Annotated in this window: 19 protein-coding genes; 9 read left to right on the top strand and 10 right to left on the bottom strand. The window is 37.3% G+C overall.

Annotation, left to right across the window (positions count from 1 at the left end; translation table 11 throughout):
* Positions 1–1,311, bottom strand: a complete 1,311-nt coding sequence (gene fadI / locus RI844_RS19580; protein WP_348396323.1) for an acetyl-CoA C-acyltransferase FadI — start codon at positions 1,309–1,311, stop codon at positions 1–3.
* 198 nt (positions 1,312–1,509) lie between these two features.
* Here fadI and RI844_RS19575 point away from each other — a divergent pair, with 198 nt between their 5' ends.
* From RI844_RS19575 to RI844_RS19540, 8 genes are all read left to right on the top strand, one after another.
* Positions 1,510–2,466 (top strand): AAA family ATPase, encoded by a 957-nt coding sequence (locus tag RI844_RS19575; protein WP_348396322.1) that lies wholly within the window; start codon positions 1,510–1,512, stop codon positions 2,464–2,466.
* 54 nt (positions 2,467–2,520) lie between these two features.
* Positions 2,521–3,522, top strand: coding sequence for a DUF58 domain-containing protein (locus RI844_RS19570; protein ID WP_348396321.1), 1,002 nt, complete (start codon positions 2,521–2,523; stop codon positions 3,520–3,522).
* Positions 3,510–4,067 (top strand): DUF4381 domain-containing protein, encoded by a 558-nt coding sequence (locus RI844_RS19565; protein WP_348396320.1) that lies wholly within the window; start codon positions 3,510–3,512, stop codon positions 4,065–4,067. The genes RI844_RS19570 and RI844_RS19565 overlap by 13 nt, the downstream gene beginning before the upstream one ends.
* Positions 4,064–5,212: a vWA domain-containing protein gene (locus RI844_RS19560; protein WP_348396319.1), complete on the top strand. Its 1,149-nt coding sequence runs from the start codon at positions 4,064–4,066 to the stop codon at positions 5,210–5,212. Before RI844_RS19565 ends, RI844_RS19560 begins: the two co-directional genes overlap by 4 nt.
* Positions 5,212–7,140, top strand: coding sequence for a vWA domain-containing protein (locus RI844_RS19555; protein ID WP_348396318.1), 1,929 nt, complete (start codon positions 5,212–5,214; stop codon positions 7,138–7,140). Before RI844_RS19560 ends, RI844_RS19555 begins: the two co-directional genes overlap by 1 nt.
* Positions 7,134–8,765 (top strand): BatD family protein, encoded by a 1,632-nt coding sequence (locus tag RI844_RS19550; protein ID WP_348396317.1) that lies wholly within the window; start codon positions 7,134–7,136, stop codon positions 8,763–8,765. The genes RI844_RS19555 and RI844_RS19550 overlap by 7 nt, the downstream gene beginning before the upstream one ends.
* A gap of 161 nt (positions 8,766–8,926) precedes the next feature.
* Entirely contained in the window at positions 8,927–9,442 is a 516-nt protein-coding gene (locus RI844_RS19545) for a sigma-70 family RNA polymerase sigma factor (protein ID WP_348396316.1), read from the top strand.
* Positions 9,435–10,148: a DUF3379 family protein gene (locus tag RI844_RS19540; protein ID WP_348396315.1), complete on the top strand. Its 714-nt coding sequence runs from the start codon at positions 9,435–9,437 to the stop codon at positions 10,146–10,148. The genes RI844_RS19545 and RI844_RS19540 overlap by 8 nt, the downstream gene beginning before the upstream one ends.
* Before the next feature lie 410 nt (positions 10,149–10,558).
* Here RI844_RS19540 and putP read toward each other — a convergent pair whose 3' ends face one another.
* Positions 10,559–12,046, bottom strand: coding sequence for a sodium/proline symporter PutP (putP, locus tag RI844_RS19535; protein WP_348396314.1), 1,488 nt, complete (start codon positions 12,044–12,046; stop codon positions 10,559–10,561).
* Positions 12,047–12,398: 352 nt separating this feature from the next.
* On the opposite strand from putP, the gene RI844_RS19530 reads away from it, so the two are divergent.
* Positions 12,399–13,082 (top strand): EAL and HDOD domain-containing protein, encoded by a 684-nt coding sequence (locus tag RI844_RS19530; RefSeq protein WP_348396313.1) that lies wholly within the window; start codon positions 12,399–12,401, stop codon positions 13,080–13,082.
* Positions 13,083–13,168: 86 nt separating this feature from the next.
* On the opposite strand, the gene pgi is transcribed toward RI844_RS19530, so the two are convergent.
* The 8 genes from pgi to RI844_RS19490 form a co-directional block, all read right to left on the bottom strand.
* Positions 13,169–14,812: a glucose-6-phosphate isomerase gene (gene pgi / locus RI844_RS19525; RefSeq protein ID WP_348396312.1), complete on the bottom strand. Its 1,644-nt coding sequence runs from the start codon at positions 14,810–14,812 to the stop codon at positions 13,169–13,171.
* Positions 14,813–14,956: 144 nt separating this feature from the next.
* The gene (gene galE / locus RI844_RS19520; RefSeq protein ID WP_348396311.1) at positions 14,957–15,967 is read right to left on the bottom strand and encodes a UDP-glucose 4-epimerase GalE; all 1,011 of its coding nucleotides are present in this window, start codon (positions 15,965–15,967) and stop codon (positions 14,957–14,959) included.
* Positions 15,968–16,039: 72 nt separating this feature from the next.
* On the bottom strand, positions 16,040–16,996 hold the full coding sequence (locus tag RI844_RS19515) for a DHH family phosphoesterase (protein WP_348396310.1): 957 nt from the start codon (positions 16,994–16,996) through the stop codon (positions 16,040–16,042).
* A 61-nt stretch (positions 16,997–17,057) separates the two neighbouring features.
* Positions 17,058–17,819: a glycosyltransferase family 2 protein gene (locus RI844_RS19510; protein ID WP_348396309.1), complete on the bottom strand. Its 762-nt coding sequence runs from the start codon at positions 17,817–17,819 to the stop codon at positions 17,058–17,060.
* A 25-nt stretch (positions 17,820–17,844) separates the two neighbouring features.
* On the bottom strand, positions 17,845–18,627 hold the full coding sequence (locus tag RI844_RS19505) for a glycosyltransferase family A protein (RefSeq protein ID WP_348396308.1): 783 nt from the start codon (positions 18,625–18,627) through the stop codon (positions 17,845–17,847).
* 41 nt (positions 18,628–18,668) lie between these two features.
* Positions 18,669–19,625 (bottom strand): hypothetical protein, encoded by a 957-nt coding sequence (locus RI844_RS19500; protein ID WP_348396307.1) that lies wholly within the window; start codon positions 19,623–19,625, stop codon positions 18,669–18,671.
* A gap of 1 nt (position 19,626) precedes the next feature.
* A complete protein-coding gene (locus tag RI844_RS19495) occupies positions 19,627–22,281 on the bottom strand; it encodes a glycosyltransferase (protein WP_348396306.1) in 2,655 nt (884 codons plus the stop codon).
* A 210-nt stretch (positions 22,282–22,491) separates the two neighbouring features.
* Positions 22,492–23,433 (bottom strand): hypothetical protein, encoded by a 942-nt coding sequence (locus tag RI844_RS19490; protein WP_348396305.1) that lies wholly within the window; start codon positions 23,431–23,433, stop codon positions 22,492–22,494.
* Positions 23,434–23,470: the final 37 nt, after the last annotated feature.

Here is a 23,470-nt window from a genome sequence, read left to right as displayed (position 1 = left end):
TTACTCCACTTCCAAAATCATTGCTGCGCCTAAACCACCGGCAGCACAAGCTGTTGTTAGTCCAAGACCACCGCCCCGGCGTTTTAATTCGTTTAAGGTTTGGGTAATTAGTCTTGTACCAGTTGCGGCGAACGGATGACCATAGGCAAGTGAGCCACCCAGTACATTAAACTTGTCCATATCGATATCACCAATGGCTTTATCTAAACCAAGCTTCTCTTGGGCAAACTTTGTACTGCCAAACATTTTTACGTTAGCCAATGTTTGCGCGGCAAAGGCTTCATGCATTTCAATTAAATCTAAATCAGCAAGTGTTAAGCCTGCGCGTTGTAAAGCAAGAGGCGTAGCATACGATGGACCCATTAACATATCTTCCCAAACATCGATTGCGGTAAATGCATATGAACGTATGTAGCCTAAAATGTTATAACCTAGCTCTTTCGCACGCCCTTCTCGCATTAAAATAACCGCAGAAGCGCCATCGGTTAATGCAGTGGAATTAGCTGCGGTAACGGAGCCGTGCTTGCGATCAAACACTGGGCGAAGTCTGGCGTATCCTGATAACTCTGAATTTTCTCTAAAACAGTTGTCTTGAGTCACGATTCTTTTATACGGTTCACAATGGGCAGTCATGACTTCATCGTTAAGCTTGCCTTCACTCCATGTTTTAGCCGCTAACGTATGCGAACGATGTGCTAGAGCATCTTGCTCCTCTCGGCTTATACCGTGGCTTTTAGCCATTTGTTCGGCCGTTTGCCCCATTGAAAGGCCAGTAGAGTATTCAGCAACTGCTGGTGGCTCTGGCATTAAATCCTTTAATTTTAAGCTGGTAATAAGTTTAGCTTTTTGACCAAAGGTTTTAGCTTTTGATAAATCTAATAAGGTTCGAGCTAATTTTTTGGTCACAGTAATAGGTGGTACCGACATTGAATCTGCGCCGCCAGCAATACCGACATCAATATTACCTAGCATGATATTTTCAGCAACATTAACTGTTGATTGGAAGCTGGTCGCACACGCACGAGAAACACTATAAGCATCGGTAGCAACATTCATTTGCGTGGCAAGCACGATTTCACGAGCAATGTTTGGTGCTTTTGGCATTTGCACCACTTGACCAAAAACTAGTTGTTCAATAATCGCCGGATCGATATCACTTTTTGCAATAAGTTCATTAACTACCATAGAGCCTAAATCTAGAGCGGGTATGCCGTGAAAGTCTGTCGCTTGTTTCACAAACGGTGTTCTTAAGCCTGCAACAACTGCAATGCGTTCACCGTGAGCTGTTTTTACGTTTTGCTGAGTTCCCATTATGTTTCCTTTATTATCGTCAATAAATTTGCCAAATTGTAAGCAAAAACCAAAAGTGGTCCGACCTGATAGTTTTATTTGATTCTATCTGCAAATGAGTCTTTTTAAAAGCATTGATTTCGCATACCATGATCCTTATATATAAAACATAAGCACAATTACTGTATTTAACTGCTGTTACGGAAAATAATAATTATTATGGCAATCGAACAATTCTCTAAACTACAAGAACACTTAAGTGAGCAAATTGTAGGTCAGCACGCACTTGTTGAAAATTTACTAATCGCGCTATTAGCCGACGGTCACCTTATTGTAGAAGGCCCCCCTGGTTTAGCAAAAACACGAGCAATTAACTCGTTAGCTGATGGTGTTGATGCAGACTTTCACCGCATTCAATTTACTCCTGACTTATTACCTGCTGATTTAACCGGAACCGACATTTACCGCCCAGAAGACGGCACCTTCGTTTTTCAACACGGACCATTATTTCAAAACTTGATATTAGCCGATGAAATTAACCGGGCACCGGCAAAAGTTCAGTCCGCTTTATTAGAGGCAATGGCTGAAGGCCAAGTAACCGTAGGTAAAACCACTTACAAATTACCTGACTTATTTTTAGTAATGGCAACACAAAACCCATTAGAGCAAGAAGGTACTTACCCGCTGCCAGAAGCTCAACTTGATCGCTTTTTAATGCATTTGGAAATCGATTATCCAAACGCAGCATCTGAGCTGGAAATTTTACGATTGAATCGCGGCGAAGCGCTAAATGAGAAAAAAACACCATTAACCAATATCAGCCAGGCTGAGATATTTACTGCGCGCAAAGAAACACTAGAAATTTATCTGGCACCAGTACTTGAGCAATACATTGTTGATTTGATCATGGCGACTCGTGATGGTGAAAAATATGATGATAATCTCGGCAAATGGTTAGCCTATGGCGCTAGCCCTCGTGCAACTATTGCCTTAGATAGATGTTCACGTGCACGCGCATGGCTTAACGGTCGCGACTTTGTTAGTCCTGAAGACATTCAAGCAGTATTTCATAACTGTTTACGCCATCGATTAATGCTTACCTATCAAGCCGAAGCCGAAGGTATTACGACCAATCAAGTTCTTGATCGCATTTTAACCTTAGTAGCCGTTGGATAATCCACAAGTTACCTAGAAAAATAAAAATCAAAGAAAGTGACAGGTATAAAAAATATGTGGTGGAATAAACACCAAAACTTTGACGCTAATCTTGGCATAAGTGAACAACTTAATGCCTTGCACAGTAATGGCATCAATTTAACAATTGACGAGCTTTTACCTTATCAGGGCAAAGCATCACTGTTAAATCTAGCGCCTAAAAAAGCTTTGCATGGGCATTTATCCGGTAATTACCTCGCCCGCACCAAAGGCAGAGGTATGGAGTTTGATGAAGTAAGACATTACCAAACTGGCGATGATATTCGAGCAATTGACTGGCGTGTTACTGCACGTACCGGTGAAACCCACACCAAACTGTTTAAAGAAGAAGTGGAACGCCCGGTATTGATTGCCACAGATTTAGGTCAGTCAATGTTTTTTGGCTCAAAATTATTGTTTAAGTCTGTTCAAGCGGCGCATATTGCTGCATTAGTAGCCTGGCATGCGAAAAAGCGTGGCGATCGAGTTGGCGGGCTGGTGTTCAATGAACTTGATCACCAAGAGCTTAAGCCTAGAAGCAGACAAAACGGAGTGTTGCATTATCTGCATGCCTTAGATGAATTGCATTTACAAGGTTTAGAGCACTGGCAACAAGATAACCCGACAAGTAATGATTACTTTATTGAAAATTGTAATCGTTTGAGACAATTGGCTCGTCCGGGCTCATTAGTTTATTTAATTACCGACGGTAATCATTTTGACGAACAAGTATTATTGCCGTTAACGCAAATTTCCCGTGTTTGTGAATTAGTGATCTGCCAAATATCTGATCCGTTAGAATCAGAATTGCCAGACAGCCAGCATAAAACATCTGTTGCGGTAACCGACGGTAAAGTGAAACAGCAACTTACCTTAGGTGATAAAAAAGCCGCAGAGCGTTATCAGCAAAAAGCACAAATGCTAAGTCAATTAAAACAACACATGTATCAAAAAGCTGGTGCTCGCTTTATCAGTTTTTCAGCAGGCAGTAGCATTGAACATCAATTAAAATCAGGAGTTGAATCTTGGATCCGTTAGCGAATTTACAAGATATTCACTTGCCCGAAAACATCCATGGCTGGCCAGTTGCTCCAGGCTGGTGGCTTTTACTAATCAGCTTAATTGCGATAAGCGTTTTTGCTTTTAAGAAATTCACGGCCAAGCGTAAACAATCATCGGTTAAACGCCAAGCAAGAAAACAATTAACTGAGTTAGATAATTTAACGACTGAACAGTCAATTGCAATTTTGAAGTGGGTAAGCATGCATTACTATAAACGTAGTGATGTGGCAGCAATACACGGCGATAAATTATTAACGTTTTTATCAAATAAATTACCGAAGGAGCAACAGGCAAATTTCGTGCAACTAGCAGAAAATGCACTAATGCAGCAGTATCGTAAATCAACGCATTCTCTTTATTCCCAAGAACTGCAACAGGCTGCTTTATTGTGGGTTAATCATGCCCTGTTTTTAGGAGTAAAAGAGGCAGAAATAAAAGATATAGAAGCTAAAGGCGTTATGAACCCTTCTAACCAAGAAAGTAAAGAAAATACAATCGGTACCAATGAGGTTTGTTCATGATTAATTTCTTATGGCCATGGCTAGCCTTATTATTGCCCCTACCATTAATAGTTTATTTTTTATCACCGAAAAAAACAGCAAGCTCTGCGGCTTTAAAAGTACCGGTATTATTGCCTGGTGCCAGCTCAAAAACATCCGCAATGGGGCAACAACAGTTGCCCGTTTGGCTAGCAATTGTTGTTTGGTGTTTATTAGTGTTAGCTGTAACAAGACCACAATGGCTAGGCGAGCCTATTCAAATCCCTACCCAAGGTAGAGAGATGATCATCGCAGTCGATTTGTCAGGTAGTATGCAAATTGAAGATATGCGCGTAAACGGCACTACCGTTAACCGTTTAGTGATGCTTAAAGAGTTGCTAGGTGATTTTATTGAACGCAGAAGTGGCGATCGACTAGGGCTTATTCTTTTTGGTGATGATGCTTATATGCAAACACCAATGACCTTTGATAGAGAAACCATACAACAGATGCTGGATGAATCTGTTATTGGTTTAGTTGGGCAAAAAACCGCGATTGGTGATGCTATGGCATTAGGGGTTAAACGCTTTATTAATAAAAAAGAGTCTAACCGGGTGTTATTACTAGTCACCGATGGTCAAAACACTTCAGGAAAAATAACTCCGGAGCAAGCCCTAGAGTTAGCGGTAGCAAAAGATGTCACCATTTACACCATAGGTGTTGGTGCTGAAGTAATGCTTGAACGTTCATTATTTGGTACTCGCAAAGTTAATCCGTCTCGCGATTTAGATGAGAATACTTTAACTAAAATTGCTAAACAAACTGGCGGTACCTACTTTCGAGCAACCGACGGCGAGTCGATGACAAGAATTTATCAAATGCTTGACCAACTTGAACCAGTAGAACAAGACCAACAACAAATGCGCCCCCTTACCGCATTGTTTTACTACCCATTAACGGTAGCAATAGTGTTAATGATCATACAAATGCTGATGATTAAATATCTAGGTGTCACTTCTATTTTTAATTGGTCTTCGGACACCAACAATAAAACCAAACCTAATCAGCCATTTACAAAACAGTCTCCGGAGTCAATTAAAGCAGTTGACAAAGTGAGCAAGATTAAACCTGCTTCACGTCCAAATAAGCAAGCTGAAACAATGGCCACAACAAAGGAGCAAATATAATGAGTGAATTTCATTTTATCCGCCCTTTATGGTTACTGACAATTGTCGTGTTAATTTGGGTGATTTGGCAGCTTAGAAAAATTAGAATTTCAAGTAGCGCCTGGCACCATGTAATACCAAAACATTTAACCAGCATGTTATTAAGTAGCAATGAAAATAAAAAACCAGTGTCACTTATTCCGGCATCAATTATCGGTTTATTATTTATTTTTGCATTGGCTGGCCCTACCTGGCAAAAACTACCACAACCGGTATTTGATGTTGAGCGCGGCTCTGTGCTTATTATGGACATGTCATTTTCTATGCTTGCTACTGACATTAAGCCAAACCGATTAACCATGGCGCGTTATAAAGCCATGGATTTAGTTGAAAAAATTGATGAAGGTGAAATAGGGTTAATTGCCTATGCTGGTGATGCATTTATTATTAGCCCACTGACAGCCGACATAAATAATATCACACTTCTTCTGCCTTCACTGTCACCGAGCATAATGCCTGAATTGGGTTCTAATCCCTACCCAGCTTTGATTTTAGCAAACGAAATGCTACAAAATGCAGGCCATATAGAAGGTGATATTTATTGGGTAACCGATGGTATTAGCTCAGATGAACTCGCTGATATTAATGACTTTGCCAGTGAGCACCCGCATAGAATAAATATATTAGGTGTAGGCAGCGAGCAAGGTGCGCCAATTACTTTAGCCAACGGTGAATTGATGAAAGACCGAGGTGGTAACATCGTAATACCCAAAATGAACTCTCCTAGACTTGCGGGGATTAGTAAAAATAGTGGTGGTGTGTATAGTCAAATAACCGCAGATGAAAGCGACCTAGAAAATCTAAGTGAATTAAAAACACTTGATGCCAAAAAAGAATTGCAGAATGAGCAAGACAACTTGGGCGATCAATGGCAAGAAATGGGGCCGTACCTATTATTAATTGCCCTACCATTAATGCTGAGCTACTTCCGCCGCGGTGTATTATTTACTCCGGTGTTATTAAGCTTGATTGTTGCTTCATCACTGCATGCTCCAACAGCCCAAGCAAGCCTATGGGATGATTTATGGCAAACTAAAAATCAGCAAGGTGAATCACACTTTAAGCAACAACAGTTTAGTGAAGCGGCTGAGCAATTCGTCGATCCACTTTGGCAAGGCAGTAGTTACTACAAAGCTGGTGACTTTGAAAAAGCACTAGAGGCGTTTAAACAAGTTGAGTCGATTGAGTCTAGTTATAACCAAGGTAATGCTTTGGCTAAACTTGAGCAGTTTGAACAGGCGATTAAAGCCTACGATGATGTATTGGCTGAAAATCCTGAACATCAGGATGCGGCAATCAATAAAGCCATAATTGAGCAGTTACAGCAACAAGAGCAAGAAGAGCAAAATCAAGGCGATTCAAATCAAGAACAGGATCAGAATCAGAATCAGAATCAGAATCAGAATCAAGACCAGTCTGAGCAGCAAAAAGAAGACCAGCAACAGTCGGGTGAAAATGGCGAAAATCAACAGCAACAAGATCAAAGCCAGCAAGAGCAAGAAGGTGAAAACAGCGACAGTCAATCAGAAGACTCTCAGAGCCAGGAAAATCAAAATGCTGAGCAGAATCCTAATGAACAAGAATCCGATCAAGAAAGTCGTGACAATGAGCAACAAAACGCTGAGCAAGATGAATCTGAGCAGGAGCAAAATGCCGGCGCTCAAACTGAAAATGCAGAGCAAGCTGAAGAGCAAAACCCACAAGATGAACAGAGTGCTGGTGTAGTTGACGGCACCAGTAATGAAAATAACGAGTTAAACCAAAAGCATGAACAAATGCTTAGAAAAGTTACCGATGATCCCCAATTATTATTACGTAATAAAATGAAATTGGAATATCAAAAACGTCGTCAAAATAGAAGCAGTATTGGAGTAAAAGAAAAATGGTAAAAACGATAAAACATAGCGTTTTTATAGTTTCCCTATTAGCCACATTTTTGGCAAATGCGTTAACCAACGTTACCGCGAGTATTGATAAAAACCCAGCAGTTGTCAATGAATCAATTGTATTAACCATAGTCGCTGATGATTCAGTTTCTGCCGATGCATTTGACCCAAGCATATTGCAAAAAGATTTTGTTGTTGGTGGCACGTCAGTTAGTAGTCAAACCAATATGGTCAATTTTGATATGACCCGTACCACGCAATGGACAACGCTACTTATTCCTCGTAAAAAAGGCAAAGTAGTGATCCCCGCTCTTTCAGTGGATGGGGTGAGCACACAACCTATTGCCCTAGTTGTTTTGGCTGAAAATGAAAAAGGCACAAGCCAACAGAAAGACTTGTACATTACTTCTGATGTAAGTAATCAAGAAGTGTATGTACAACAGCAATTTACTCTTAGAGTGCGTTTACACTTAGCCGTTAACTTAAAGCGCGGTGTATTAACCGAGCCCAAAATGACTGGTGCTGAAATTAAGCAAATAGGTCAAGATCAAGAAAACACTCAAATAATTGACGGTAAACGCTATCGAATTATTGAACGAGTATATTCTGTAAAACCTCAGACCAGCGGTAAATTTGTGCTGCACAGCTCTACCTTTGAGGGTGAAATTACCATCAGCAATAAGCGCTCTTTATTCTCAGGCATGGACAGAGGCAAGCCGGTAAGTATTCGCGGTAAAGAAATCGACATTAACGTAAAGCCTATGCCTGACAATTACTCGGGTGAATGGTTACCTAGCGAGCTAATAAACATAGAAGATGAATGGCCAAGCGACGGAACAGAGTTTGAATTAGGCGAACCAATCACCCGTAAAGTAACCATAACCGCAGCTGCGCTTAGTGCTGAACAATTACCTGAACTAAACTTTGAAGTACCCAGTGGCTTAAAAATATATCCGGATCAAGCTGAAAGCCAAAGTGGTGTACAAAATGGTTTGTTAATTAGCCAAAAAGTTCAAGAGTTTGCCATCGTACCAACCAAGCCAGGCACCTATACTCTGCCCGACCTAGTTGTGCCTTGGTGGAATACAAAACTTAATAAACTAGAACAAGCGGTAATACCAGGGAAAACAATTACTATTAATGGTATTGAAGCAGTATCACCGACATTTTCCCAATCAGCACAGCCACAAGTGCAAATTGTGACAGAGCAAAATACTACGCTGCAATGGCTATTTTTAGCCGGATGGATACTTACTGTATTAACTTGGTTTTATACGGCGAAACTTAAAGGCAAAATAAGCTTTAATAAAGCAACATTTGCGCCTGATGATAAACAAAGCTATTTAAAATTATTAGCGGCATGTACACAAAATAATGGTGAGCAAGTCATTGCGCTATTACCAACTTGGGCTAAAGATTTATATCCAAATGAGCATTTTGCAAATTTAGAACAAGTGAGTAAAAAACTTAATAGTGTTGATTTTAATGAGGCGTTAGCAGAGCTCCAACGAAATTATTATTCAGCCAATACCGGTAATTGGCAGGGCGCTAAATTATTAAAAATAATATCTAGACTGCAAACTAAAACGATTCAAGAGCAACAAGTTGCCATTACTATTAACCCATAAAGTTTAAAGCTCTAAGTAAATAATGCCCGTTAAATGCGGGCATTTTTGTATTCTGAGATAAAATTAAATAAATTTTTAAATTTACGAAATTTAAATTACCTTTGATTGGTCCTTACTAATAACCAACAATAATATTGTTAAGAAAAACTTGGAACCCATATATGGCAAGTAAACAAGTTAGATACGAAGCCTTGGTAAAAGCACTGCACGGTGACTTATACCGCTACGCATTCTGGTTAGTTCACGACAAACATATCGCCGAAGATTTAGTTCAGGAAACATTCCTTAGAGCTTGGCGTGCGCTTGATTCGTTAAAAGATCAAAAAGCAGCAAAATCATGGCTTATTACTATTTTACGTAGAGAAAATGCTCGCCGCTTTGAACGCAAACAATTTGATATGAGTGAATACGATGAAGGGAGTACGGTCGATAATTTTTCAACCAGTACCGAACAACAACTTGAAGATCATTGGTTAAGAGAAAAAATAGCGCGCTTGCCAAGTGATTACAGAGAACCTTTGGTATTGCAGGTTATCGGTGGTTTTAGCGGTGAAGAGATAGCTAACATGCTAGACCTGAACAAGAACACAGTGATGACTCGTTTATTTAGAGCGAGAAACCAACTCAAAGAAGCAATTGAAAAAGATAACGAAATTAAGGGGCGCATTAATGGATGATTTAGAATTCAGACGAAGACTATATTCAGATCCAAATAGCCAAGATCAAGATATAATCGATGCCACTGCGAGTGACAAAAAGCGAAAAGATTTTGCTGATGATTTAAAAACTTTAGATTCACACATTGCTAAAGCATTAAATGTTGAAGTGCCGGAGAATTTAGCCGAGCAACTTATTTTACGTCAAAGTTTGCACTCTCATCAGCAAACTAAGAAGAAATCTAGAGTGCATCTGGCGATGGCGGCTTCTGTTGCTTTCGCGGTAGGCATTGGCGTAAGCTTTATCAACTCTAGCCCAGCTTATTCTAATGTTGCTGATTATTCATTAGCGCATTATCACCATGAAGCAGATAACTTCGCCAAACAAGGCAATGCACAATACAGCTTGGCTAGTTTCAATGATGATGTTTCTGATTTAAACGTTGGCTTTAAGGAAAAGTTAGGCAAGTTAATCTCAATCGATGATTGTTACTTTGACGGCATGGATAGCATCCATATGGTGTTTGAAGGTAAATTTGATAATGTCACAGTGTTTCTTGTACCTAAATCTACTCACTTAAAATTTACCGACCAATTTAGTGATGGTTCGGTTACAGGTATTACCCATCAGTACCAACAAGGTGATGTAATTATAATGGGTAACAAGAACGAGCCATTGCAACAATGGCAGCAAAAAATTGATCAGACCATAGAATGGTCAATTTAAGTTAAAATAAATTTAGACTCGTACGTATGACCCCAGTCATACCCTCAAGGCCTGCACTGCAGGCCTTTTTTTACATGGAAGTGCTCATCCTAGTTAGCGTAATTAAATTCACGTAATAGCGGTGAATTAAAACGTTATACTCGGCTTGTTCGGGTCTCCAAACAACTATGGATTATCGCCTTCGCGGCAATGACGGCAGGGAGTGCGACAATGCCAAAAAATTTGGTTAGCGTGATTAAATTCACGTAATAGCGGTGAATTAAAACGTCATACTCGGCTCGTTCGGGTCTCCAAACTACTATGGGTTACAGCCTTCGCGGCAATGACGGCTGGGAGTGCGACAATGCCAGAAAAGTTTGGTTAGCGTGATTTAATTCGCGCGTTAAGGCGTAGCCTCTTTTATTCAATAATCAGTTATGAATAGCTTCAACCTTAGCAAAGGCCCCCTGAATTTCATCATCAGGCTGTTCTGTCATGTTACTGACCACCACAATAGCGACAGTTGAAAGTATAAATCCAGGAACAATTTCATAAATCCAAGCACTTAAGTTTTGACCATTCATTGTAATTGGTGCATAAATCCAAAATAGCACAGTAAAAGCACCAACTAACATTCCGGCAAGTGCTCCTTGTTTATTCATACGTTTCCAGTACAAACTAAGAATAACAAGCGGGCCGAATGCAGCGCCAAAACCAGCCCATGCATTACTTACCAAACTTAAAATAGTGCTATTCCTATCATAAGCCAAGAACACGGCAATAATAGCTACAAGCAACACCGAAAGTCTTCCAATCATAACAAGCTGTTTTTCACTGGCATCCTTGTTTAAAAAGGTTTTATAAATATCACCCGTTAATGAACTTGATGTCACTAACAATTGTGATGAGATAGTACTCATAATTGCCGCAAGAATTGCAGCCAAAAGAAAACCGGCAATTAAAGGATGAAATAAAACTTGTGATAATAGAATAAAGATTGTTTCAGGATCGCTCAACGGTGTACCCGTTTTGGCAACATAAGCGATACCAGCGAACCCTGTTGCCATAGCACCACAAATAGACACTATCATCCAATTCATGCCGATACGGCGCGCCACGGGCAGATCTTCAACAGATCGTATTGCCATAAACCTAACAATAATATGCGGTTGGCCAAAATAACCAAGCCCCCAAGCCATTGCCGATATTATCGCAATAGTACTAACGCCACTGAACATATTAAATAAATCAGGGTTTATACTTTCGATACTTTGCTGTACTTCAGCTAAACCGCCAACGTTAAATATCACCACAACGGGCACTAAGATCAAGGCAATAAACATGATACAGCCCTGCACAAAGTCAGTTAAACTCACCGCTAAAAACCCACCAAACATGGTATAGCAAACAACAACACCAGCAGTTACATAGAGCCCTATCTCATAATTTAAACCAAATGAACTTTCAAACAATTTACCGCCAGCAACAATTCCGGATGAAGTGTACAAGGTAAAAAATATAATAATGACGATTGAAGATACTATACGAAGAAAGCGCTTATCATCTTTAAAGCGATTTTCAAAAAAATCAGGCAACGTAATAGAATCATTAGCAAGCTCTGTATAGGTACGTAAACGCGGCGCTACAATTCTATAGTTTGCGTAGGCACCAATGACCAAGCCTACGGCTATCCACATACTGCTTAAACCGGTGATATACATAGCCCCCGGTAAGCCCATCAAGATCCAACCACTCATATCTGAAGCTCCGGCAGATAAAGCCGTCACTGAAGGACTTAAACTTCGTCCGCCCAACATATAGCCAGATACATCATCTGTAGATTTTTTGAATGCATATAAACCTATTGCGATCATTACGATAAAATAAACTGCTAATGAAAATATAGTACCAATGGCCAAGTTAGACTCCTAAGTAATAAAAATGCTTAATTAAGTATATACCATGACAAAATTTATCAAGTTAAACCCTATTGAATTAATTTTATATACAGTTAAGAAAAATAAATAACTCATATGATAAATCTAATTGAGGTTTAATTACTATTTTTTACGTATTATTTTTTATTAACAATCTGTTTTAATTAGAATAATACTATTTGATATTTTTATGAAGGCAACAACGGCAAGGCTGAGCTCAACTTAGGTAATAAAATTTAACTATTTATTTCCTTTCTATGTGTTAACGTATTAATTAGGTTTCATCATTTGATGAAACTTGGAATCGATCCTAAATAAGATTTTTTGGCTTCAAATGCAAATTAATAAAACATTATCAATAAAAGAAAATCAAGAAAGGTATGAGGCAATACAAGGTTTTGCTGCCAGACAATCTATTGTTGATAAAAACAATAAAATTTTTGCTTACGAATTACTATTCAGAGACAGCTTAATTAATGTATTCCCTGATATTGATGCTGACTTAGCGACGGTGAAGTTGATTCAAACCACGCTTGAAAGTCGGCAAAGCAAAACCATTACCAAGCAAAAACCAGCTTTTATCAATTTCACGCTAGAAACATTACAAAAAGGCTATCCACAGCAATTTGACATTGAACACGTCATTATTGAAATACTGGAAACGGAACAACCTTGCCCTGAATTATTGAAAATTTGCCAATATTTGCATGAAAAAGGCTACTGCATAGCCCTAGATGATTTTGTTCACCACCAACAATGGCATGACTTCTTTCCTTTCATAAAAATCATAAAAGTAGATTTCAGGCAAAGTACAACTGAAGAAATAATTCAATTAATTGAACATCTTGTTGAATTTCCACACATCGAACTACTGGCTGAAAAAGTTGAAAATCAACAAGAATACAAACAAGCTCTAAACTTGGGCTTTGACTATTTCCAAGGCTTCTTTATTGATAAACCTGAAGTCATAAAGTCTAAGCCCAAAAGTAAATTCGACCTAGATTTATCATTCGCATAAGATTGCTTTTTTCAACATAAAAACAAAAACAAAAACAAGGCCATTTTGAATGGCATTCGTCCTGTCATTATAGAAACATCCAGAATCTATTTACGCTTATCCAAATACTTAGAAATTAGCCCTTGCGTTGAAGTAGATAAAGCATCATTACTCTCACCTCCCATTACCGCCAATATCGATGTACCTAACTCTTTACCAAGCTCTACGCCCCATTGGTCAAATGAGTTAAGTTGCCACATAACGCCTTGCACAAAAATTTTATGCTCATACAAAGCTAAAAATGCACCTAATACTTTCGGTGTTAGGTGTTCAAAGACGATAGTATTTGAAGGTGAGTTACCGGGCATGACCTTATGCGGTGCTAATCTGTCAACGTCATCAGCAGATAACCCCTGATTAGTTAATTCAACTTTAGCTTGTACCAAGGTTTTACCTACCATCAGCGCTTCACTTTGCGCAAAGCAATTAGCTACTAGCATAGTGTGATGGTGGTGATAATCACTGTTTGATGTAAGAGAAACAATAAAATCAGCGGGTACTATTTCATTACTCTGATGCATTAACTGCATAAAAGCATGTTGACCATTGGTCCCTTCTTGACCAAAAACAATGGGTGCGGTGGTTAATTCAACCTCACCACCATTATGATTAACACGCTTACCATTACTTTCCATATCTACTTGCTGTAAATAACCAGGAAAGGCACGTAACGAATGATCATAAGGTAAAATACCCAACGAGTTATAACCCAAAAAACTTGAATTCCATATACCTATTAACGCCATTAATACCGGCATGTTTTCAGAAAAGAGGGCTTGCTGAAAATGCTCGTCCATTTGATAAGCACCAGCACGCATTTGCTCAAAATTTTCATAACCTATAGCAATCGCTAACGGTAAACCAACCGCAGACCATAAAGAGAAACGACCACCTACCCAATCCCACATTGGTAAAATATTACTTTCTTTGATGCCAAACTCTTTGGCTTTACTAATATTAGAGCTAACCGCGACAAAGTGGTTTGCAATATCATAATTAGTTAGGTAACTCGTCAACCAGCTTTTAGCACTTTGTGCGTTTAATAATGTTTCTTGGGTAGAAAATGTTTTTGAAATGACAATAATGAGCGTTGTTTCTGGATTTAAAACCGCCAATTTTTCTGCAACGGCACTGCCATCTATATTTGCCAAATAATGTACTTTTACTTTTTGTTGATGAAATGGCTTTAAAGATTCTTGCGCTACTTTAGCGCCATAATATGAGCCCCCAATACCTATAGCGACAACATCAGTAATAGCCTTACCGGTACAGCCTAAGTATTCACCTTTATGAAGCTTTGAACATAACTCTCGCATTTTCTGGTTAGCGCCCGCAATTTCATTAGCGACTTGCTCACCCAAAACTGAGCTTTGCTTATCGGCGGGCGCACGTAAAATACTATGAAGAACAGCGCGACCTTCAGTATGATTTATCTTTTCACCACTGAACATATCAGCAATTGCATCGTTTAACTTTATATCATCAGCCCAAGAAACCAATGACTTTATAACATCTTCATCTACATTTTGTTTGGAGTAATCCAAAAAAATATTACAAGCGCTTAATGAGTATTGTTCAAATCGATTTGAACTTTGTTTAAATAAACTACAAATAGAATTTTGTTGAAAGTGCTTGGCTATGTCATTTAATTGGACAACATAGTTAGAGTTTATTTGATTCGCTGTAAACACACACGTTCCTTAGGTGTTGAAAGTACTGATTTTAAAACTGCGTAAATATTGTATAAAAAAAGGCTGATAATGAGCCAGCTATAAGTATCATTCCACTTTTAAATAGTGGTCTATCTAAAAACAAAGTATAGGGTGCAATGGATACTAATCAAAACCATCAGGGTTATTAGACTGCCAACGCCAAGTATCACTTATCATATCGTCCAGACCACGTTCTGCTTGCCAATCAAGTAACTCATTAGCCAATTTAGCCTCTGCAAATACTGTAGCAATATCGCCTGGGCGACGCGGGCTGATATTAAACGGAATATCGACACCACTGACTTCTTTAAACTTATCAACAATCTGTAAAACCGAGGTACCGTTACCAGTACCAATATTAATTGCAGTACAACCTGGAAGCTTGCTCAAAGCGTCTACTGCTTTTACGTGAGCAACAGCTAAATCAACCACATGAATATAATCACGAACTCCCGTACCATCGACAGTGTCATAATCATTACCAAATACATTTAGTTCTTTTAAGCGCCCTACTGCCACTTGCGACACAAATGGTAAAAGGTTATTCGGAATTCCATTTGGGTTTTCACCAATTAGGCCTGATTTATGCGCGCCAATAGGGTTAAAGTATCGAAGAGATATTATTGACCAATCAGGATCACTTTTGGCTAAATCGAACAAAATGTTCTCAACCATTAACTTAGTTTGCCCATAAGGATTTGTTGCTGACGTAGGCATGGTTTCAACTAAAGGTGATACATTGTTTTCACCATACACAGTAGCCGATGAGCTAAAGACTAGTTTCTTAACATTAAACTCGGCCATTACTTCTAATAAAGCCACGGTTCCAGATACGTTATTGTGATAATAACTTAATGGTATTTGAGTAGATTCACCAACGGCTTTTAAACCGGCAAAATGAATGACCGCACTAATCTCATGCTCGATAAAAATTTTGCGCATAGCATCTTTATCACAAACATCAGCTTCAACAAAGGCAGGCTTGATTCCTGTGATTCGCTCAACACGATCTAACGACTTTGTTGAAGAGTTTGAGAGGTTGTCAACAACTACAACTTTTTGTCCTACTGAAAATAACTCAACAACCGTATGGCTGCCAATATAACCGGACCCACCGGTAATTAATAAACTCATAATAATTCCATATAAAAATAAGCATCATCGAGGTCAACAACACTATATTATTTCCTGAACTTGCTTCAGGCTCTAATCATAATAATTCTGTAACACAGAAATGAATGTCTCAATCTGCTCTTCTGGCAATGCATTAATACCAGCAGCGCCTGCACGACCACCACCAGTAGGAAACCGAATACACACCTCATCAGCCCCTTGTTTGTTATTTAAAGGGGCGCGCACACTAACAGTATAGCTATGATCTAAATTTCGAGTTAACACGCCATGAGCTTTATCTGGCGATTGGTTTGCAAGCTCATTGCCAAATACACCACTTACTCGGCGAGACCATGGCGCATCATCAAGACAAACCACTTTACAAATATTATTATCAAACAATACCTCAGCAGTTTGAGCCATATTCATATCTTGCTCATAGGCAGATTCCAAGTCATAAAAAAGTGATGATTTATTAGAAAACAGATTTTCTGGATGTTCATAAGCTAAAAGCTTTTGATATAAATCAGCAGGGTGGTAATGCAAATCATCGGTAGTGCGACCATAGCCGTTATAATTTACATAGGTCCCTAAAGCTTCTAATTGAGTAGATAATTGGCTGCCAACACCATTCAAAACACAATGGCGTGCTGCAACCTTTTTAAGGTTATCACCGTATGCCGCAGCAATGGCCCATAGATGATGTTTACCCTTTAAGTAATCATTTACTAATAAACTAGTACAAACATCTGGAGAAGTATTAACTAATGAAGTTAATAAAGGAGATTCTGGAATGTCACCTGTACGATGGTGATCAACATAAAAAACAGGAATATCATTTGCTAGAAGTTCTGATAGTGCACCTGTATTTTTTTCCATTGATACATCAAGCACAGTTACACTAGTTGCCTGTCCAACATCAACCTGCTTAACTAATGAAATATCTCTTTTAACACCGGTAATAAGAGCTGTTTCTTTTGGCTCTGCTAAACGTAATTGCAGCAAGGCTAAAATACCATCGGCATCGCCATTAAATACATCGTAATGCATGATTTTAATCTCTTTAAAAAAACATTTTTAACTCTAAAGATTATAATAGGTATTTTTGTTTCTATCTACGAAATACTGCCCGGTAAGCGTAAAACAGGAAATTAATCAGTGCATTATAAAGATTCAAGTGTTCTTGCTGACGATAAATTTGCCATTGTCGCTTAGCTTTTTTAAATTTATTTCGCGAAATTGACCCGGGTGTTATTCGGTAACTTGTTAGTGTTTGTGGAAAATGCAATGCTTTATCGACTCGCTTAATTAGCATTAACCAAGTAGCATAATCTTGCCCTGTACGTAATAACGGCATTTGAAAGTCACCCGTTAAATTTGTATCAACAATAACGGTAGAGCAACCAAACGTTGCTTTTTTCTTCAGCAAATTTTGATAATCAACCCAGCCTAAATCTTGTTTATCAACAATTTTTTGTAACGGAGCAGAGTTTTCATCAATAAGTTCATAACTGGTAAATGACAAGCCTGCTTGATGTTGTTGCATATACTGTAAATGCAATTCAAGTTTTTTATTATGCCAAATATCATCCGAATCTAAAAAAGCGATATATCGCCCCTTAGCATTAACAATTGAATTATTTCGAGAAATTGCTGCGCCACTATTTTTTTTATTCTGCCAAACATGAATATTTTCGTGCTCTGCAGTTAAAGCACTTAGCATTCTATAGGTGCCATCATTTGAACAATCATCAGTGATTAATAGTTCCCAATCGGTATATGATTGTTCAAGAATAGAGTTTATTGTATCCATTAGATAGCCAGAGGAATTATAGGTAGCCATGATTATGGAGACTGTAGGTGTTTTTTGCATTTATAGCTCTAGTTTGTCTGAAAATTTATATAGAGTTGGAGTCTATAGCTTTATTAAAGCCGTCGTAACCTAAGTAAAGGCCTTTAACAATAGATATAAAATAAGATATTTTTTTATATTTGATCAGATATCTAATCCCCCACCTTAAGCTTAACATTACACCAAGCACTCCATAACGAGATGCTGTAGCTCCTCTTGCGAGCATAATATTATCAGTTGCTAATACCCTACCTTCAAAGTTACAGGTGTGTTGTACAAATGGCTCTTCATAACTAGCAAAGCGTGCATTACACTGCCAAGCATCAATTAAAAAATTGGCTTCTTCAGTTGCCTGATAAGGTGTGCCTAACCCAATTCGCTCATTAAACTGTATATTATGCTGACGAACAAAGTCCCGGCGACAAATAATTTCTATAGAACTAAACTGTAATAGGTTTAGTTTATGAATGCGGGCCAGGTGTTGATAATTTTTAAAGAACTCGTCTGAATTTTCCAAACAATTAATCCAGACGCGTAAAAAATCAACGCTTGGATTGTTTTGTAAGTGTTTTAAAAGTATTAATAGTCGACTTTTTTCAATCATCACATCATCATCTAATAACCAAATAAATTCACCTTGTGCGTACGTTAATGCTGCATTTCGGCTTTTACTTAGGCCAAGGTTATCGAGCGGTAAAACTCTTATCGATTGATGATATTCATTGATCTCTACTTGATTGGAATTTTGATGCAAAATTAAAAAATCTATTCCGCTAATCACAACTAAGCGTTCAATCATAGGCAGCAGATTATTTATATTTGTACCCATGGTTGAAAATGCTAATGTTAGAATTTTAATAGTTAGACACCTTATTCAATTGGCTCAAAAAGCTCTTTTCCATCAAAAAACATTGTTGATAGTTTTTTATTGGATTCCAAGAAGCTTGCCAAAAACTCTTTTCTATCGCTAATAGAAAAGCACTTTCTAAGTGGTGTGTGTGGTTTAATATCTCTATTGTTTTGCATTGTTGACAAAATAGATTTACGGATTTGCTGGGATCGTTGGAACTTTTCTTTAGAATCTTTGCCTGTTACATCCTTCCATTGCAATAAACTCTGATTTAGCTGACAGAGAACCAGAGCTTCCTCTTTACTTATACTTAAATTACTTTCTTCTGGTTTTGTAAACCCTTCAATATTAGTAATTCCTATAGCACTTAGAAAGTCAGAATATAAATCGCCATTAGCGAAACTGTTTTTGTTGAATGGCCGTAAAATTAACGACGCTGTGCCAAAGGTATTAAACCAAGGTTTTAAATTTTCATAGTAATTCAAACGTTTATTTGATGATGATAACTTAGTCAGCTTTAATGCGTGAACACTACCTGACTTAAGGGCTTCAGAAAATCTAGATATTTGATAATCATCTTGTCGGCGGATATAAGAGATGATTTTTACATTACAAAAATCAATCATCTTCGCTAGTTGCTCTATTTGTACCTGTGTATACCTAGACGAAAAATGTTCACTGCTCAGAATAATAACCTTAGGCTTTTTCCTTGAGATAAGCTTTCTTAAACTCTCGACAACAATGCCTGCATCAATGTTATTGTCCATATTGACATAACTTCGCTGCTCGGGTGGCAAAAAGGCACCACTAAACTTAGCGTGATTAAAAAAAGCTCTTTTATCGGTACTCAAATATTTTTGATATGGGTATAAAACGCCATAATCTCGAAACAATAAATCTCTATTTTCACACAAAAACTTTTGTAAGCTCGTTGTCCCTGTTTTTTCTTGGCCAATATGTATATAAAGCTTAGTCATGCTAGATTTTGTCCCGAATAATTTGTGTTAACGTGTTACTCGCATCAATATTATCAAAGATCTCAGACGAGTACTTCACTTGATTATCATTAACATATTTGTTCAAAACGCTGCCTTTTTCATAAAGAGCCCATACATCTGTGCCACTGCCTAAATAGTCACTAAGTTTTGAAGGCAGGTAAGGGTTAATTATTTTATTTCCCTTTGTTTCAGCATCTCGAACGACTAAACAATCGACCTTGGTACAAAGGTTTAAAAATTCAAAATATGAGACATAATCGTTAACAACGATAACGTCATGTAAATCGGATAAATCATTATCGATAAACTGCCGAGTTTGTTCATTAGTGAAAATATGCACGCAAATCTTTGAGCGCTCTGTGGTTGTTAACTCTCTAATAGCTGCAAATAATTCACCTAACCCCCTAGTCGCATAAAATGTGCCAAAATAGGCGAAGTTAACCTTTGCTTCATCTAATGGATATTGCACACTTTTGAGCTGATAATCCTGTTTTAAGGGTTGAGGATGATGAGAAATAGTGGCCTTGCTTTTTACTAAGTGAATAATGTCTTCGTCTTTAATATAAGAACACATATATTCAAGCTGATTTTCATTTGTAAAAAGAAGTTCATCGGCAAGAATGTATGGCAAAAATTCACACCAAAAAAATAGCTCTTTGGTTTTTGGGATATCAATATCTAACTTTTTAATGGCAGCAATAAAACCATTTTTATCTAACCAAGAATAACTGATATCGCCTTTTCTAGGTTTTCCATGAACATCTAAATATAAAGGGTCTGAGAACTCTGCAAGCCATTTAATTTGTGGACTTCTTAATTTAACTAAAGCAGCAGCAAAATGTGATGCTGGCCACATAGCTCGACTATATAAACATTTATATTCTTTGCCACCCATTTTCCACTTTCGAATTTGACGCAAAGAATTAGAACAAAACTGTTCAATTACCAACCAATTTGAAAAACTTGTATATGTAGAAAGGCATTTTTCATTACCTATATATGATGAGATCATACCGGGTAAATTTTCATCCTTATCCCGCACTCTATCCATTTTATTATAAATGACATCAACGGGTTTACTCATATAACGAGTACGTTTTGCCATAACTACGGCACTCGTATCCGCATAAGGTGAAAAGCAATATGCTATAACCAAGCTTTTACTCAAACGTTGAGCAATAGCCTGTATAGATTCATTTGATATATTGAGCTGTTTAGCTACTTCTACAAACGTTTTGTAATCACTTTCAAATTCAGTTAAGTAATTTATCACGAAATCTGATTGAGCTTTAATTTTAGATGTTAAGAAATTATATACCAAGTCATCTGATGTCGAATATATTAAACCTTCTAAAGCAACTATTACCTGCAACCTTTGCTTAACATTAAACTCAAAAGACTGTACCTGTCGACTTATTGAATCCGCAACTATATGGCGTATGTAATAAGTCTCTTCGTAATTCGCGGCACCACAAATCTGAGGCTTAAATAGAGCAATAATTTTAGCCATTAGAATGACATCCTCACCACTTTTTAATGCTGTATCAAATGCAGTTGCTTTTAGATAGAATGTTGGAATTAGTTTGCAACCATTCATCGTAACTAAAGAAGAGTAATCATTTAGTGCACAACTGAGCCCTTTCTTATCTAAAGGTTTTATAGCTAAACCAGATTGCATCACTCTACTGCCATGAATATCCTTTAGGTTAGAAATAACTATTGTTTCAGGGCTAGCTTTGTTCATTAAATTAGAGAGGTAATTCGATGACAGTTCATCATCAACATCTAAAAACACTGTGTATTGCCGTTTCGCGATTTCTATTCCAAGATTTCTTGCTGCTGAAGCATTTGCTATCTCTGACTTCATAACAACAATATTCAAATTTGGTTCTTGCTCAATAAAATCAGATATAATTTGCTCAGAATTATCTTTAGGGCCATTCAGTATTAGTATGATATCGAGTAATGATTTATCGATTGTTTGTCTGTTAATACTTTCAATACAACGGTGAACATATTGCTCCCCTTTGTAAACAGGAACAATGATGTTGATTCCTTGTGAAAGTTTTTCGCTGTAAAAGTACAAACTTCTGCAGTTGGTGTGGGAAACATTCACGATCGCTCGATTTACTTCTTCAGTTAACGGTAAGCTAATACAATGAACAAAATCATCTGAAATTATATAATTGCACTTTTTGCCAATATCAATATCTACATTTACGGTGTTAGATACATCTTTTTTCTTGGCCAAATAAACAAGTATTTCTTTGTCATTATTGCTGAAGTTAATGCTCTTGTTTATTAATTCAGTATATTCATAGCGTTCTAACTCATTAGGGAGTTCAATTTTAGCCATAGATTTTCGGTTAAGTCTAGACTCTGCTAAGGTGAATTGTGTTTTAAGGTTAATCCTAAATTTTTTTCTTTGCCCTGCATGGCTTTTCCATAATTGAAATAGTTTCGCAGGTAAGAATAATAAGCCTTTAATCGTACGAGCTTCCGTTACCAACAACTTACCTAAATTATAAGCAAAGCTATTTTGTAAGTCATTTAGCTCCTTGCGTAAACTCACATTTTCAGTTTTCAATTGCTTAAATTCAATTTCGTTTTTTTTGTCGCTTGTTTCAGTGCCCATGTATTACTCGAATTAAACTATAAATGGCACCAATTCCCTATTTATCTTTACAAGAAAACAGTAAGATGCCTGAATGCTAAAAAGCTTGGTAAATAGATTAACTTCCATTTACACTATTTTTGACAGCAGTGTATTTCACTTATATTTTACAAAATGTTAAAACAATACGTTGTTACCAAATCTACTATGATGTTATTAAAAGCGATAAACTTAATTACTATTAAGTTTATCGCAGTCAAATATTTGATTAATAAAATCAATAGTCTCTGACTTACCTGGGGGCGAGTGTTTCGCCACTATATCATCATATAAAATAACACTAACTCCAGGTTGTATTTTTTCAAATTCGTCTAATCTAATCTCATTATACTGAGTTGGCTTTAACATATTAATAAATGGGGTTAAATGAAGGTTCACATGTTCTTTATCTTGGATATTCTGGTAAATCACTGTATCACCTTGTCTTTTGGTAATTAATTTAGAGTCTACCTTAAGACGGTTAATATATTTCTTTCTTAAGTCATTATCTCTATCATAGCTATATTTTAATAAAGGAATATAAAAATTCTTACTATAATTCTTTAGATAAATTTGTGGATTGATTGCTATTACAGTAGCTTTCAAGTTGAATTCACCAACTTTCAAGCTTGCAAAGCCTCCTGCAGAAGAACCAAAAAAGCAAACATTTTCATCTTTAATGTTAAGTTGTTTTTGGACAGACTTGACAGTTTTATACAAATAATTAACACCAAAATTTGCTGAAACGTTTTGAAACCAACCAATCTTTAAATCATTAGATTCTGTTATAGTAGGATCAGAAAAAGAAATAACGTTCGCATTTAACTCTTTAGCCCAGGTATACCTTTGAAACCCTACAGCACCTTTAGATCGATCTACAGCGCCAGGTAATAAAATGATTAACCTCGAGCTTTCTTTTTTAATAAAGGAATAAAAGTTCAACTCGATTTGTTCATCAAATATACTGCAAGTTGATTCGCCATAGTTTAACTTTAAACTTGTCAAATATTTAAAATTATAATGTGGCACATTAACTAGTATATTGTCTCTTTGTTTGACTTTAACTTTATCTTGAGGCCTAACGTTACTTAAAAAGTTAATCATGCCCATAGTAACTTTTTTTATATAATTCATTGTTATATTAATCCACTCAAATTAAGGCGAAATACAC

This window comes from Thalassotalea fonticola, from assembly GCF_032911225.1.
Classification (GTDB): Bacteria; Pseudomonadota; Gammaproteobacteria; order Enterobacterales; family Alteromonadaceae; genus Thalassotalea_A; species Thalassotalea_A fonticola.
This window is presented reverse-complemented; position numbering and strand designations above follow the sequence as displayed.

Bases quoted from the DNA above. Each gene is read 5' to 3' on its own strand.
- RI844_RS19530 (WP_348396313.1), top strand. From the start codon at position 12,399: ATGCAAATTAATAAAACATTATCAATAAAAGAAAATCAAGAAAGGTAT.
- fadI (WP_348396323.1), bottom strand. From the start codon at position 1,311: ATGGGAACTCAGCAAAACGTAAAAACAGCTCACGGTGAACGCATTGCA.
- RI844_RS19555 (WP_348396318.1), top strand. From the start codon at position 5,212: ATGAGTGAATTTCATTTTATCCGCCCTTTATGGTTACTGACAATTGTC.
- galE (WP_348396311.1), bottom strand. From the start codon at position 15,967: ATGAGTTTATTAATTACCGGTGGGTCCGGTTATATTGGCAGCCATACG.
- RI844_RS19495 (WP_348396306.1), bottom strand. From the start codon at position 22,281: ATGGGCACTGAAACAAGCGACAAAAAAAACGAAATTGAATTTAAGCAA.
- RI844_RS19575 (WP_348396322.1), top strand. From the start codon at position 1,510: ATGGCAATCGAACAATTCTCTAAACTACAAGAACACTTAAGTGAGCAA.
- RI844_RS19540 (WP_348396315.1), top strand. From the start codon at position 9,435: ATGGATGATTTAGAATTCAGACGAAGACTATATTCAGATCCAAATAGC.
- RI844_RS19570 (WP_348396321.1), top strand. From the start codon at position 2,521: ATGTGGTGGAATAAACACCAAAACTTTGACGCTAATCTTGGCATAAGT.
- RI844_RS19560 (WP_348396319.1), top strand. From the start codon at position 4,064: ATGATTAATTTCTTATGGCCATGGCTAGCCTTATTATTGCCCCTACCA.
- RI844_RS19505 (WP_348396308.1), bottom strand. From the start codon at position 18,627: ATGGGTACAAATATAAATAATCTGCTGCCTATGATTGAACGCTTAGTT.
- RI844_RS19545 (WP_348396316.1), top strand. From the start codon at position 8,927: ATGGCAAGTAAACAAGTTAGATACGAAGCCTTGGTAAAAGCACTGCAC.
- RI844_RS19510 (WP_348396309.1), bottom strand. From the start codon at position 17,819: ATGCAAAAAACACCTACAGTCTCCATAATCATGGCTACCTATAATTCC.
- RI844_RS19490 (WP_348396305.1), bottom strand. From the start codon at position 23,433: ATGAATTATATAAAAAAAGTTACTATGGGCATGATTAACTTTTTAAGT.
- RI844_RS19515 (WP_348396310.1), bottom strand. From the start codon at position 16,996: ATGCATTACGATGTATTTAATGGCGATGCCGATGGTATTTTAGCCTTG.
- RI844_RS19500 (WP_348396307.1), bottom strand. From the start codon at position 19,625: ATGACTAAGCTTTATATACATATTGGCCAAGAAAAAACAGGGACAACG.
- RI844_RS19550 (WP_348396317.1), top strand. From the start codon at position 7,134: ATGGTAAAAACGATAAAACATAGCGTTTTTATAGTTTCCCTATTAGCC.